The following is a 13,347-nucleotide window of genomic DNA, read 5'->3' as shown; positions in this document are numbered from 1 at the left end:
GCCATAAATACTCACGGCGCTTCCGTCGCCATCCCGGACGACTATCCAGACTGATGACTCCCCGCCTCCGTGCCTGGGCGCTTTCCGCCCCCGCCCTGTTCCTCGTTGCCCTGTTCCTCGGCCTGCCAGTGCTGTCGACGCTGGCCACGACCTTCGGCGACCCCAAGGGCCCCTTCGCCCAATACGCCGCCTTCTTCGACTCGCGCTTCCGCATGACCGTCCTGTGGCGCACGATGGAGGTCGCGGTCATCACCACCACGATCTCGGTCATCGTCGGCTTCATGACCGCCTGGGTCGTCGCCAAGTCGCCCGCGCGGATCAAATCGCTGCTGATCATCGCCGCCGTCTTCCCGTTGCTGACCGGCGTGGTCGTGCGGTCCTTTGCCTGGCTCATCATCCTCGGCAAGAACGGCATCCTGAACGACACGCTCCTCTGGCTCGGCCTGATCTCGGAACCGCTGTCAATGCTCTACACGCAGTTCTCGGTGACCATCGCCATGGTCTACCTTTTCGTGCCGCTGATGATCCTCACCCTCGTCGGCGTGCTTGAAGCCATCCCGCAGGACCTGACCGAAGCCGCCGCCTCGCTTGGCGCGACGCCCGCCGCGGCCTTCCGGCAGGTGGTGCTGCCCATGGCCGTGCCCGGGCTGATCGTGGGCTCGGTGCTGGTCTTCACCGGCTCCTTCACCTCCTACGCCACGCCGCAACTCCTGGGCGGAGAGCGTCAGATGATGATGGGCACCTTCCTGTACCAGCGCGCCATGGTGACCTTCGACTGGGTGGGGGCCTCGACCATCGCCGCCGTCATGGTCGTCGTGACGCTGACCACGGTGCTTGTGATGTCGAAACTCGCCCGCAGACTGAACCCGGTGGCCGGCTGATGAAAACGCATCCCCTTCTGATCGCCTTCGCGGTCCTGACCTTCGCCTTCCTGATCGGCCCGCTGATCATCATCATCGGCACGTCGCTCTCGAACACCTCCTACCTGACCTTCCCGCCCGAAGGCCTGTCGCTGAAGTGGTACGAGAACATCTTCGAAATCTCGGCCTTCCGCCGCACCATGGTCACGTCGTTCATGCTGGCGGTCGGCGGCACGGCGCTGTCGATGCTGATCGGCATCCCGGCGGCCTATGCCATGGCGCGCTACCGCTATGAACTGCCCGCCTTCCTCGGCAACATCTACGTCCTGCCGATCCTGATCCCGGAAATCGTGCTGGGCTTTTCGCTGATGAAATCCGTCGCCGTCGGCATGGACTTTCCGATCATGGCGGCGCTGCTGGTCGGGCACGCCCTGCTGGTCCTGCCCTACTGCGTCCGCGTGGTTGGCGCCTCGCTCAACGCCTTCGACTTCTCGATCGAAGAGGCCGCCGTGTCCCTCGGCTGTCCCCGGTGGAAGGCCTTCTTCACCGTGGTCCTGCCGAACGTGCGTGCCGGCATCATCGCGGGTTTCATCCTTGCCTTCATCACCTCGCTCAACGACGTGTCGATCTCGATCTTCCTGACCGGGCCCGGCGTCTCGACCCTTCCCATCCAGCTGCTGGCCCATATGGAGCAGTTCTTCGACCCCACCATCGCCTCTGTCTCGGTCCTTCTGATGTTCGTGACCGTCGGCGTGATGGCCATCGTCGAACGCACCCTCGGCCTCACCTTCCTGACGAAATAGCCATGACAGTTTCCCTCTCCCTCTCGGGCATCACCGCCCACTACGGCACGACCAAGGTGCTCGAAGATCTCGACCTGCACGTCGGCGAAGGCGAACTGGTGTCGCTGCTCGGCTCGTCCGGCTGTGGCAAGACGACGACGCTGCGGCTGGTCGCGGGGTTTCTTGAACCGACCACCGGGTCGATCAAGCTGGGCGATCGCGACCTGACCCGCCTGCCCGCCCATGCCCGCAACATCGGGCTGGTCTTCCAGACCTATGCGCTTTTCCCGCATCTCACCGTGCGCGACAACGTGGCCTTCGGGCTGAAACAGCGCGGCATCGGCGGGGCCGAACGTCGCAAGCGCGCCGACACGATGATCGACCGCGTTGGCCTTGGCGACTTTGCCGACCGCTATCCCGCCAATCTGTCCGGCGGGCAGCGTCAGCGCGTCGCGCTGGCGCGCGCGCTGGTCATCGAACCGCCGCTTCTGATGTTCGACGAACCCCTGTCGAACCTCGACGCGAAACTGCGCGTCGACATGCGGGTCGAAATCCGCCGGTTGCAACAGGCCAATGGCACCACCGCGGTTTATGTCACCCACGACCAGGAAGAAGCCTTCAGCATCTCGGACCGAGTGGCGATCATGAATGCGGGCCGGATCATGCAGCTCGACACGCCCGAGGTGCTCTATTCCCGCCCCGCCAATGCTTTCGTCGCGGATTTCGTCGGGTTCGAAAACATGATCCCCCTGCGCGCCGTGGCCGAAGCGGGCGACGCCGTGCGCGCCGAAATGCCCGGCGGCGGTGTGCTGACCCTGCCCAAGGAACACTTCACCGTGCCGTCGAAGGAGTTCATCCTCGCCACCCGGCCCGAAGGGCTGCTGGTCGCGCCTGCGGGCGACGGCATCCCGACGACGCTAGGCTTGCGCACCTACCTTGGCCGCGCCTACCAATACCAGTGTGATACCCCGGGCGGAGAGATCAAGGCCAACGGTCCCCTCGCCCAGCCCTTTGAAAGCGGCACGAACGCCGTGCTGATCCCGCAACCCGAACAATGTTGTCTGCTGCCCGCGTGAGTGACCCCCTGATCCTTCACAACTGCCGCCTGCTGACCATGGACGCAGAGCTGACCGATTTCTCGGGCGGCTGGATCGAGATCACGGGCGACACCATCACGCGGCTCGGCATGGGCACGCCCCCGCCGGGCAACCGGATGGACATGGGTGGCGACCTGATCATGCCCGGCATGGTCAACCCGCACTGCCACATGTCGATGACCCTGTTCCGGGGTCTGGGCGAAGACGTGGATGACCGGTTGTTCCGCTACATCCTGCCGCTGGAACGGGGGCTGATGACCGCCGATCTGGCCGAGGCCGGCGCGACGCTGGCCGCGGTCGAGATGATCCGCGGCGGCGTCACCACCGTGGCGGACATGTATTATTTCGAAGACCGGATCGGGCAGGTGATCGACCGCGCGGGCATGCGCGGCATCGTCGGTCAGACGCTGGCCAACTTCGAGGCCCCCGACCACAAGACGATGGACGAAGGCTTCGCCCGGCTCGACGCCTTGGCGGATCTCTACAAGGATCACCCCCGCATCACCGCCTCGGCCGCGCCGCATGCGCCCTATTCGACCGGCATCGAGGTGATGGAGAGGGTCGCCGCATGGTCCGACGCCCACCCCGATAGCCCCGTCCAGATGCACCTGGCCGAAACCAAGCCCGAACTGGACTGGGCCGCCGAACAGGGCGCCACCACGGTTGAACTGACCGACCGCGCGGGCCTGCTGACCGACCGCCTGATCGCCGCCCATGTCATGTACCCGACCGAGGACGACATGGACCTGATCGCGGAATCCGGCACCCATGTCGCCTATAATGCGCGATCAAACGGCAAGGCCGGGCGCGGCGTCGCCCCGATCACGGCCCTGCGCGCGCGCGGCGTACAGGTCGGCATCGCCACCGATGGCCCGATGTCCGGCAACACGCTTGATCTGTTCAGCCAGTTCGCCCCGGCGGTGATGTTCCAGAACATTGCGCAGGGCACCCGATCGGCACTGTTGGCGCAAGACGTGGTCAGGATGGCCACGATCGAAGGCGCCGCGACCCTGCGGATGGACGACCGCATCGGATCGCTGGAACCCGGCAAGCAGGCCGACCTGATCCGCGTTTCGATCCGCGACCCGCGCCAGCAGCCGATCTACGACATCTATTCGATGCTGGTCTACGCCACCATGCCGACGGACGTGCAGGCCACCATGGTCGCGGGCCATTGGCTGATGCAGGACCGCACCGTCGCCACGCTCGACGTCGACAAGACGCTCGCCGATTTCCTCCAGACCGCGCGCCTGTTCAAGATCAACATGGCCAAGCTCGACATCGGATCCTGACATGACCTCCAAGACCACCGCCATCATCGACACCGACCCCGGCATCGACGATGCCATCGCGATCCTCTACGCCCTGCGTCACCCCGACCTCGACATCGCCGCCATGACGACGGTTGCCGGCAACATCGGGCTGAAGGTCACCACCACCAACGCGCTCAGGATCGCCACCCTCGCCGGGGTGCCCACGCCCGTGCACTCCGGCGCCGCCGCACCTCTTGGCCGCGACCCCCGGCCCGAGATCGGCATTCACGGCAACGACGGGCTGGGCGGCGTGACCTTCCCCGACCCGGCCACCGGCCCCGCCAGCAGCTATGCCGTGCCCTATATGGTCGACGCGCTGATGACCGCGCCGGAAAAGACCATCGACCTCTTCTGCCTCGCCCCGCTGACCAACATCGCCACGCTGATGACCATGGCGCCCGAGGCCCTGCCCCGCGCCCGTCGCATCATCGCCATGGGCGGCGCGGTGGACGAACCCGGCAACATGGGGCGTGGAGAGTTCAACCTGGCCCATGACCCCGAAGCCGCCGCGATGGTCCTGCACGCGGGCCTCGACCTGACGCTGATCCCGCTGGATGCCACCCGCCAGTTCCGCGCCGGGGCCGACTTCCTGGCCGACCTGCGCGCCACCGGCAAGGCGGCCGCCGTGGCCTCCGCCGACCTGATCGACGCCTATTTCGTGCAGACCGAACACCAGGCCCGGGGGTCGGTCAGCCGCCCGCTGCACGACCCCTGCGTGCCGCTCTTCGCGCTGCACCCCGACCTGTTCCGCATCGAAACCCGCCACCTGGAGGTCGACCACGACGGCGCGCTGATCGAAGGCCCGCACCCGATCCAGGTCGCCATGGGCGTCGACGCCGACGCCCTGCGTGCGCGGCTTTGCGAAGGTCTGGCGTGTTAGGACAGCTCTTCTTCCACCACCGCGCGCCAGAAGGTCACGCCATGGGGAATACAGGTATCGTTGAAATCGTAGTTGGTGTTGTGGTGCGTGCCGTTCACCCGCGTCTCGCCCATGCCCAGCCAGACATAGCACCCCGGCACGCGGCTGCCGAATTCGGCAAAGTCATCCCCGGCGGTCGAGGGCGCAAAGCTCTCCCTCAGATGCGCCTCACCCATACGCTTGCGTATGGCATCTCGCGCCACGGCCACCGGCCCGGCGGCGTTCACCACCGGCGGGATGCGTCGAATGAAGGTATAGTCGGCGTCGATCCCGAACCCCGCCGCCACGCCCCGCGCATGGCGTCCGATCGCCTCTTCCAGCTGGTCGCGCACCGCCACCGAATAGGCCCGCGCCGTGCCGCCCACCCGCACGACCTCGGGGATGACGTTCAGCGCGTTGAAATTGCCGGCCTCAAGCGCACAGGCCGACACCACCGCCGGTTCCAGCGGATCGACCTCGCGCGCGACGACGCCATGGACCTGCGCCAGGAACACCCCCGCCGCCGTCACCGCGTCGCGCCCCTGATGCGGCTTGGCCCCGTGCGACCCGATCCCGCGGAAGTTCACCGTCCAGCTGTCCGAACTGGCCAGCTGCGGCCCTTCGACCGCCGCAACGACGCCCAGATCCAGCCCCGGCATGTTGTGCAACCCATAGGCCGCATCCACCGGGAACTGATCGAAAAATCCGTCCGCGATCATCCTGGCCCCGCCGCCGCGCCCCTCTTCGGCCGGCTGGAACACGAAATGCACGGTGCCGGAAAAATCGCCATCCCGCGCCAGCGCCTCGGCCGCGCCCAACAGCATCACGGTATGCCCATCATGCCCGCAGGCATGCATCTTTCCCGGCACGGTCGAGGCATAGTCCAATCCCGTCTCCTCGGGCATGGCCAGCGCATCCATGTCCGCCCGCAGCATCACCGCCCGGTTGCCCGATCCGCGCCGCAGCGTGCCGACAACCCCCGTGCCACCCAGCCCCCGCGTGACCTCGATCCCCGCCGCCGCCAACCGGTCGGCCACGATGGAGGAGGTCCGCTCTTCCTCGAACCCAAGCTCGGGGTGGGCGTGCAGGTCGCGGCGCAGGGCGGTCAGCTCGGCCAGCGTGTCGGGGGTCATTTCGGTCATGGGGGATCCTTCGGAATGGGACGCCCAAGGCCTAGCCTGTCTGACCCGCGCGGTCCACGCACACCGGCGCTTGCACGGCGCAACGCCCAAAACATCCGCAGTCATCCCCGGAATCCGCTCACATGAGAACCGACGTCTGGCAAACCCTCCACACCGATCTGACCCCCGGCGTGCAACCGGATCAGGAAACCTATGCCGTGCCCTTTGGCCCGCATCAGATCCTTCTGCCGATCCGCCAACTGGCCGACGGGCGCGGCGTGGCCTCCCTGATCGTCAACCAGGCCAGCTTTGCCGTCCTCGACGCCCTTGCCGACACACTGACCGCGAAACTCGCCGCGCACCGGCCCGACATCATCATCGGCGTGCCCACCCTTGGCCTGACCCTGGCCGAAGCCATCGCCCGCCGTCTGGGTCACACCCGCATGGTACCGCTCGGCACCTCGCGGAAGTTCTGGTACGACGACGCGCTGTCGGTCGATCTGAAATCCATCACCACGCCCGGCGGCGGCAAGCGGCTTTATGTCGATCCCCGGATGCTGCCGCTTCTGTCGGGGCGCCGTGTTGCCGTGGTCGATGACGTGCTGTCCTCGGGCGCCTCCATCGCCGCGACCCTTCGGCTGCTGTCGTTGATCGACGTGACGCCGGTCGCCATCGGCGCCGCGATGCTTCAGGGCGAGGGCTGGCGCGAGCGCGTCGGCACCACCCCGGTCGAAGGCGCCTTTGCCACGCCGACCCTGACGAAATCCGCCCAAGGCTGGTCATGACTGAAATTACTGCAAAATCAGAAACCATTATCCGACAGGATCTTATCGACGTCGCCCTGGGCCGCACCCCTGCCGATACGCTGCTACGGATCGGCCGGTTGCTGGACACCAACACCGGGCTCTGGCGCAGCGATGTCGAGGTCGCGATCCACGGCACCCGCATCGCCTATGTCGGCCCGCGCGGAACCTTCCCCGGCACCGCGCACCGCACCGTGGACAAGCCCGACCTCGCCGCCGTGCCCGGCCTGGGCGAAGTGCACAAGCACATCGAATCGAGCCACGTCACCCCGGAATACGAGGCCGCCCTGGTCATTCCCCACGGCAACACCTGGACCTGCGAGGCGTCGCACGAACTTTCCAACGTCCTGCCCGACCGCACACTCGATTTCTGGCTGGCCCCCGCCCGCGCGGGATCGCCGCTCAAGATCTTTCCGCTGCCCGGCTCGGCCGTGCCGCCGACCGCCTGGGAACACGGCGCGCACCTGGACGGCAGCGATCAGGCGCGGTTCCTGACCGAAAGCCTGATGACCGCCGGCCTGGACGAGGTCATGGACTGGCCCGCCGTGCGCGACCGCGACAACCCCGCGCATGACCGGCTCTGGTGGATGATCGAGGCAACCTGGAACGCCCGCGCCGTTGTCGAAGGCCACGCCGCCGGCATCCGCGATCTGCCCAATATCAACGCCTTCGCCGCCTTCGCCGCCTCGGATCACGAGGCATGGACGGCGGAAGAGGCCTTTGACAAGCTGCAAGCCGGCCTCTTCGTCGAAATCCGCATCCATACCGGGGCCGAGATCATCAAGGGCCTGCTGGACCGGGGCCTGAAAGATTGGTCGCAGGTCGCGCTCGCCACCGACGACCGCCCAGCGCAAGAGGTTCTGGCCCAGGGCGCCACCGACCGCAACGTCCGCATGGCGATCGACGCGGGCCTGCCGCCCGAGGTCGCGATCCAGCTGGCCACGATCAACCCCGCCCGCCACATGCGCCTGACCCCCTGGGTCGGATCGATCGCGCCGGGCCGCTTTGCCGATCTGGTGCTGCTGTCGGACGTGGCGAGGTTCGAGATTGCCGAGGTCTGGGCCAACGGCCAACACGCCGCGACGGGTAATGCCTACCTGCTTGACGTGCCGCAGATCGACTGGCCCGATTGGGCGCGTCAGACCGTGAACATCGGCCGCGTGCTGGTGGCTGATGACTTCGCCATCCCCGCCGCCGAGGGGCGCGACACCATGACCGCCGCCGTCCTGCGCCCCTTCCATTGGACCGACGATTTCCTGACCTTCGACCTTTCCGTACGTGACCGTATGGTTCAGCGCGACCCGACCCGCAACATCACCAAGTTCGCCATCGTCGACCGCTTTTCCGGCACCGGAGCGGTGTCCAAAATGTTCTGGCTTGGCTGCGGCCCGCAGGACGACGACACCGCGCTGTGTTGCTCAATGGCGCATGACAAACACAACATCTGGTGTGTTGGATCCTCGGACGCCGCCATGGCCCTCGCCGTCAACACCTGCGCCGGGATGCAGGGCGGCTGGGTCCTTGTCCATCGCGGAAAGGTCACCGCCACCGTCCCCTACGAGATCGCAGGCCTGATGACCGCGCGCCCCGCACAGTCCCTCGCCGCAGACATGGAAGCACTCTATGCCGCAGGTGCAAAGGTCACCTGGATGTATGAGCCAAGCTTTCACCCCCGATGGTCCGAAGGCTTCCCCGAACGGCTGGGCTTTGCCACGCTGACCTGTTCGCCCTGGCGCTGGAACCTCGTCGCCCCCTCGGCCCACGCACCGCAGGGGCTGGTGCAGGTCCAGACCGGCGAAACGCACCCGGTGGTGTGGTAACCCGCCCCGCAGCGCCGCCTAGCCGAACACCGCCGAATATTCCTCGCGCAGGGCCTTTTTCTGCACCTTGCCCATGGTGTTGCGTGGCAGCTCGGCCACCACGACCACCCGCTTGGGCTGCTTGAATTTCGCCACCCGGTCGGACAGCGCCGCGCTCACGGCCTCGGCCGTGGTATCGCCCACGACAACCGCCACGACACCTTCGCCGAAGTCCGGGTGCGGCACGCCGATCACCGCGCTTTCCACCACACCGGGCAGGTCGTCGATGACCTCTTCGATCTCTTTCGGATAGACGTTGAACCCGCCCGAGATGATCAGATCCTTGGCCCGGCCGACGATGGTCACATACCCCTCGGCGTCCCGCGTGGCGAGATCGCCGGTGATGAACCAACCGTCCGCGCCCAGCTCCTCCGCCGTCTTCTCTGGCATCTGCCAATAGCCCTGGAACACGTTCGGCCCGCGCACCTCGATCACGCCGATCTCGCCGGTGGCGACCTCCGCGCCGCCCTCCATGATCCGCAACTCGACCCCCGGCAACGGGAAGCCCACGGTGCCCATCCGCCGTTCACCATCATAGGGGTTCGAACAGGACATGTTCGTTTCCGTCATGCCGTAGCGTTCCAGCACCCGATGGCCCGTCCGCGCCAACCACTGCTCGTGCGTGTCCACCAGCATCGGGGCCGAGCCCGAGATGAACAGCCGCATGTTCGCGGCCAGTTCGGGCGTCAGCCGGTCGTCGGCCAGCAGCCGGGTGTAGAAGGTCGGCACCCCCATCATCGCGGTCGAGGACGCCATGGCGGCGATGATCGCATCCGGGTCGAACTTCGGCAGGAAGACCGTCGACGCCCCGGCAAACAGCGCCACGTTCGTCGCCACGAAAAGCCCGTGCGTGTGAAAGATCGGCAGCGCATGGATCAGCACGTCTTCGCGGGTGAAGCGCCAGTAATCCCGCAGCATGTCCGAGTTTGACGCCAGGTTGCCGTGGCTCAGCATGGCGCCCTTCGACCGCCCCGTCGTGCCCGAGGTATAAAGGATCGCGGCAAGGTCGTCGTCGCCGCGCGGCACGGCGGCAAAGCCGGGGTCCACCGGCAAAAGGTCGATCAGCGTGCCGGTGCCGTCGCCGCCCAGGGTCAGGCAGCGGGCCGATGACAGCGGCGCGATCTCGGCCTCGCGCGCCGGGTCGCAGACCACCACGCGCGGGGTCGCGTCGCCCAGGAAATAGGCAACCTCGGGGCCGGTGTAGGCCGTGTTCAACGGCAGGAAGACCCCGCCAGCCAGTACCGTGCCGATATACAGCTGGATCGCCTCGATCGACTTGTCGACCTGCACCGCCACCCGGTCGCCCGGCTGCACACCCTGCGCCACCAGCGCCGCGGCCATCTGCTCTGCCCCGTCGAACAAGGCCTGGTAGGTGACGTTCGGCAGGCCCGGGCGATAGGCGAAGACATGATCCGGGGTCAGAACGGCGTGACGGGCCAGCAACCCGCACAGGTGGTTTTCTTGATACATCGCGGCCTCCGCTCGGGTGCGTTCGGGCGCATAAATGACCCCGGGTGGGGGAAATGCAAGACCGCACTGGCGATTGACCCGGGCAGTGCAGCGTGCGCAAGAAGGGGCACCAAACGGACCGGACCCAGATGCAACCCCTACGCGGCATTGCCTATAAACTCACGGCGGTGATGTGCTTCATCGTCATGCAAGCCCTTGTGAAATGGGTGTCCACGGACATCCCGGCGGGTGAGGCCGTGTTCTTTCGGTCGCTTCTGGCGCTTCCCATCATCATCGTCTGGCTCGCCATGCGCGGTGATCTGCGCACCGGTCTGCGCGTCGCCAACCCGATGAGCCATGTCTGGCGCGGGTTCATCGGAACCATCGCCATGGGATCGATGTTCGCAGGCCTCGCCTTTCTGCCGTTGCCCGAGGTCACGGCGCTGACCTACGCCATGCCGCTGCTGGTGGTCATCTTCGCCGCCATGTTCCTGGACGAACGGGTCGGCGTCTTTCGTCTTGGCGCGGTTGCCCTGGGCCTTTTCGGCGTGCTGATCATCCTTGCGCCGCGCCTGACCGCACTGGAAGGCGACACTGTCAAGACGATGGAGGCCATCGGGGCCATGATCGTGCTGTTCGGCGCGGTCTGCGGCGCGCTGGCCCAGATCTTCATCCGCAAGATGGTCCAGACCGAAGAAGTCTCGGCCATTGTTTTCTGGTTCTCCTGCACCTCCACGTTGATGGCGCTGCTGACGATTCCCTTCGGCTGGGCAATGCCCACGCCCATGCAGTTCGCCGCCCTGATCCTGACCGGGCTGGTCGGCGGGATCGGGCAGATCTTCCTGACCTCCAGCTACCGATACGCCGACGCCAGCCTTGTTGCGCCGTTCGATTATGCCTCCATGCTGTTTGCGATCCTCATCGGGTATTTCATCTTTGCCGAGGTCCCGACGCTTCAGATGCTGCTAGGCGCGGCGCTGATCATCCTGGCGGGCATTGCGATCATCCTGCGCGAACGTCACCTTGGCATCCGGCGGGAAAAGGCGCGGCAGGCCAAGCTGCCGGGCGGTTGAAACCGACCGGGTCCCTACAGATACCCCTCTGATCTAAAGCTGAATTCACAGCCCTTCCCGACCACCAGGTGGTCGTGCACGGTGATGCCCAGAACGCCGGTCGCCTCGACGATCTGACGGGTCATGTCCACATCGGCCTGGCTTGGCGTCGGATCCCCCGACGGATGGTTGTGCACCAGGATCAAGGCCGAAGCGTTCAGCTCAAGCGCGCGCTTCACGACCTCGCGCGGGTAGACGGGGACGTGATCCACCGTCCCCTTCGCCTGCGGTTCATCTGCGATCAGCACGTTCTTGCGGTCCAGGAAAAGGATACGAAACTGCTCGGTCTCTCGATGGGCCATGGCGGTCTGGCAATAATCTAGCAGCGCCTGCCACGAGGACAGGACCTGTTTCCCGATCACCCGGTCGCGCAGAAGCCGTTGCGCCGCAGCCTCGATCAGCTTCAGTTCGGCCACGATGGATGGACCGACGCCTTTGACCTTCCGCAATTCGGCCTCGGGCGCGGTGATCACGCCGTTGAAGGTGCCGAACCTGTCCAGCAGCGCGCGGCCAAGCGGTTTCATGTCACGGCGGGCGTTGGCGCGGAACAGGACCATCTCAAGCAGCTCATAGTCCGGCATGGCATCCGCCCCGCCCGTCAGGAACCGGTCGCGCAAACGCGAGCGGTGATCACCGATATAGGACGGCACCCGGGCAGGCGGCGCCGCAGCTTGCGCCCCCGCGAAAAGCGGCATCGGCGATTCCTGCATTGAGCGATGGCGTGACATGCGCCCACATTCGGACACAGAACTTAAGAACGCCCTAACAGCGGCCAGATAAGTAGAACTTATGGAAATCAAAATGGATCATAAAATCTGATCCAATTGATAAACAAAAGAAAAAGGGCCGCGCCCAAGCGCAGCCCTTTCAATGCCGTCCGCAGCAGATCGCGGCCTCAGCCCTTCATGGAATCCCAGAACCCGCGCACGGATTTCAGGAAATCCTTGTTCTCGGGACTGTTGTTTTCCGACTGGTCCTCGAACTCTCGCAGCAGTTCCTTCTGGCGCGATGTCAGGTTGACCGGCGTCTCGACCGCGAGTTCGATCATCATGTCGCCCGCCGCACCGCCACGCAGCGCAGGCATCCCCTTGCCGCGTAGGCGCATCTGCCTACCGGATTGAGATCCCTCGGGAATTTTGACCCGGCTGCGGCCGCCGTCGATCGTCGGCACCTCGATATCGCCACCAAGCGCGGCGGTCGTCATCGACACCGGCACGCGGCAATAGAGGTTCGGCCCGTCCCGTTCAAAGATCTTGTGCGGCTCGACCTCGATGAAGATATAGAGATCGCCCGCAGGACCCCCGCGCATCCCCGCCTCGCCCTCACCGCCAAGACGGATGCGGGTCCCGGTTTCGACCCCGGCCGGGATGTTCACCGACAGCGACCGGTCGCGTTCCACACGTCCCTGGCCACCGCATCCCTTACAGGGATTCTTGATGATCTGGCCCGCGCCGGAACAGGTCGGGCAGGTGCGTTCGACCGTGAAAAAACCCTGCTGCGCCCGCACCTTGCCCATACCGGAGCAGGTCGGACAGGTGGCCGGTTCGGACCCGCCTTCGGCACCCGATCCGTTGCACTGGGTACAGGCGACCGAGGTCGGAACCTGGATGGTTTTCTGCAGGCCTTCATGCGCCTCTTCCAGCGTCACGCGCAGGTTGTAGCGCAGGTCGGACCCACGGGTTGCCCGGCGACGTCCACCGCCGCCCGGTCCGCCCCGTTGCCCCATGAAGTCGCCGAACAGGTCGTCGAAGACGTCCGAGAAGGCCGAGGCAAAGTCGCCCTGCTGGCCGCCCCGCGGGCCGCCGCCGCCCATCCCGCCTTCGAAGGCCGCATGACCGAACCGGTCATAGGCCGCCTTCTTGTCGGCATCCTTCAGGCATTCATAGGCTTCGTTTGCTTCCTTGAACTGCTCTTCCGCGGCCGGATTGTCCTTGTTCCGATCGGGGTGCAGTTCCTTGGCCTTCTTGCGATAGGCCTTCTTGATCTCGTCGTCGCTGGAGCCCTTGGGCACGCCCAACACGTCGTAGTAGTCACGTTTTGCCATGTGGGTGGT

Annotated in this window: 12 protein-coding genes; 8 read left to right on the top strand and 4 right to left on the bottom strand. The window is 66.0% G+C overall.

Annotated features, from left to right (window positions below):
* The first annotated feature begins 53 nt into the window (after positions 1–53).
* The 5 genes from E4S58_RS09850 to E4S58_RS09830 are packed head-to-tail and all read left to right on the top strand — an operon-like array spanning position 54 to position 4,932.
* Entirely contained in the window at positions 54–881 is an 828-nt protein-coding gene (locus E4S58_RS09850; RefSeq protein WP_136636238.1) for an ABC transporter permease, read from the top strand.
* Positions 881–1,663: an ABC transporter permease gene (locus E4S58_RS09845; RefSeq protein WP_205965375.1), complete on the top strand. Its 783-nt coding sequence runs from the start codon at positions 881–883 to the stop codon at positions 1,661–1,663. Before E4S58_RS09850 ends, E4S58_RS09845 begins: the two co-directional genes overlap by 1 nt.
* A gap of 2 nt (positions 1,664–1,665) precedes the next feature.
* Positions 1,666–2,718: an ABC transporter ATP-binding protein gene (locus E4S58_RS09840; protein WP_136636236.1), complete on the top strand. Its 1,053-nt coding sequence runs from the start codon at positions 1,666–1,668 to the stop codon at positions 2,716–2,718.
* Positions 2,715–4,031, top strand: a complete 1,317-nt coding sequence (locus tag E4S58_RS09835; protein WP_169052649.1) for an amidohydrolase family protein — start codon at positions 2,715–2,717, stop codon at positions 4,029–4,031. The genes E4S58_RS09840 and E4S58_RS09835 overlap by 4 nt, the downstream gene beginning before the upstream one ends.
* A 1-nt stretch (position 4,032) precedes the next feature.
* Positions 4,033–4,932 carry a nucleoside hydrolase gene (locus E4S58_RS09830; protein ID WP_136636234.1) on the top strand — a complete coding sequence of 300 codons (900 nt, stop codon included), beginning with the start codon at positions 4,033–4,035 and terminating at the stop codon, positions 4,930–4,932.
* Here E4S58_RS09830 and E4S58_RS09825 read toward each other — a convergent pair.
* A complete protein-coding gene (locus E4S58_RS09825) occupies positions 4,929–6,092 on the bottom strand; it encodes an amidohydrolase (RefSeq protein ID WP_136636233.1) in 1,164 nt (387 codons plus the stop codon). The two genes, E4S58_RS09830 and E4S58_RS09825, sit on opposite strands and share 4 nt — an antisense overlap.
* Positions 6,093–6,214: 122 nt before the next feature.
* Here E4S58_RS09825 and E4S58_RS09820 point away from each other — a divergent pair, with 122 nt between their 5' ends.
* Entirely contained in the window at positions 6,215–6,856 is a 642-nt protein-coding gene (locus E4S58_RS09820) for a phosphoribosyltransferase (RefSeq protein WP_136636232.1), read from the top strand.
* Positions 6,853–8,694, top strand: a complete 1,842-nt coding sequence (locus E4S58_RS09815; protein ID WP_136636231.1) for an adenine deaminase — start codon at positions 6,853–6,855, stop codon at positions 8,692–8,694. The genes E4S58_RS09820 and E4S58_RS09815 overlap by 4 nt, the downstream gene beginning before the upstream one ends.
* A gap of 18 nt (positions 8,695–8,712) precedes the next feature.
* Here the strand turns inward: E4S58_RS09815 and E4S58_RS09810 are convergent, their stop codons facing one another.
* Entirely contained in the window at positions 8,713–10,203 is a 1,491-nt protein-coding gene (locus tag E4S58_RS09810; RefSeq protein ID WP_136636230.1) for a malonate--CoA ligase, read from the bottom strand.
* A gap of 128 nt (positions 10,204–10,331) precedes the next feature.
* Between E4S58_RS09810 and E4S58_RS09805 the strand changes: the two genes are divergently transcribed.
* On the top strand, positions 10,332–11,255 hold the full coding sequence (locus tag E4S58_RS09805) for a DMT family transporter (protein ID WP_136636229.1): 924 nt from the start codon (positions 10,332–10,334) through the stop codon (positions 11,253–11,255).
* A 14-nt stretch (positions 11,256–11,269) separates the two neighbouring features.
* Here the strand turns inward: E4S58_RS09805 and radC are convergent, their stop codons facing one another.
* Together radC and dnaJ are read right to left on the bottom strand one after the other, a co-directional pair.
* Entirely contained in the window at positions 11,270–12,022 is a 753-nt protein-coding gene (radC, locus tag E4S58_RS09800; RefSeq protein ID WP_136636228.1) for a RadC family protein, read from the bottom strand.
* A 167-nt stretch (positions 12,023–12,189) separates the two neighbouring features.
* Positions 12,190–13,338 (bottom strand): molecular chaperone DnaJ, encoded by a 1,149-nt coding sequence (dnaJ, locus tag E4S58_RS09795; protein WP_136636227.1) that lies wholly within the window; start codon positions 13,336–13,338, stop codon positions 12,190–12,192.
* Positions 13,339–13,347: the final 9 nt, after the last annotated feature.

This window comes from Pseudooceanicola onchidii (assembly GCF_004959925.1).
Lineage (GTDB): Bacteria > Pseudomonadota > Alphaproteobacteria > Rhodobacterales > Rhodobacteraceae > Pseudooceanicola > Pseudooceanicola onchidii.
The sequence above is the reverse complement of the archived record's forward strand: the minus strand, read 5'-3'. Positions and strand labels throughout refer to the sequence as shown.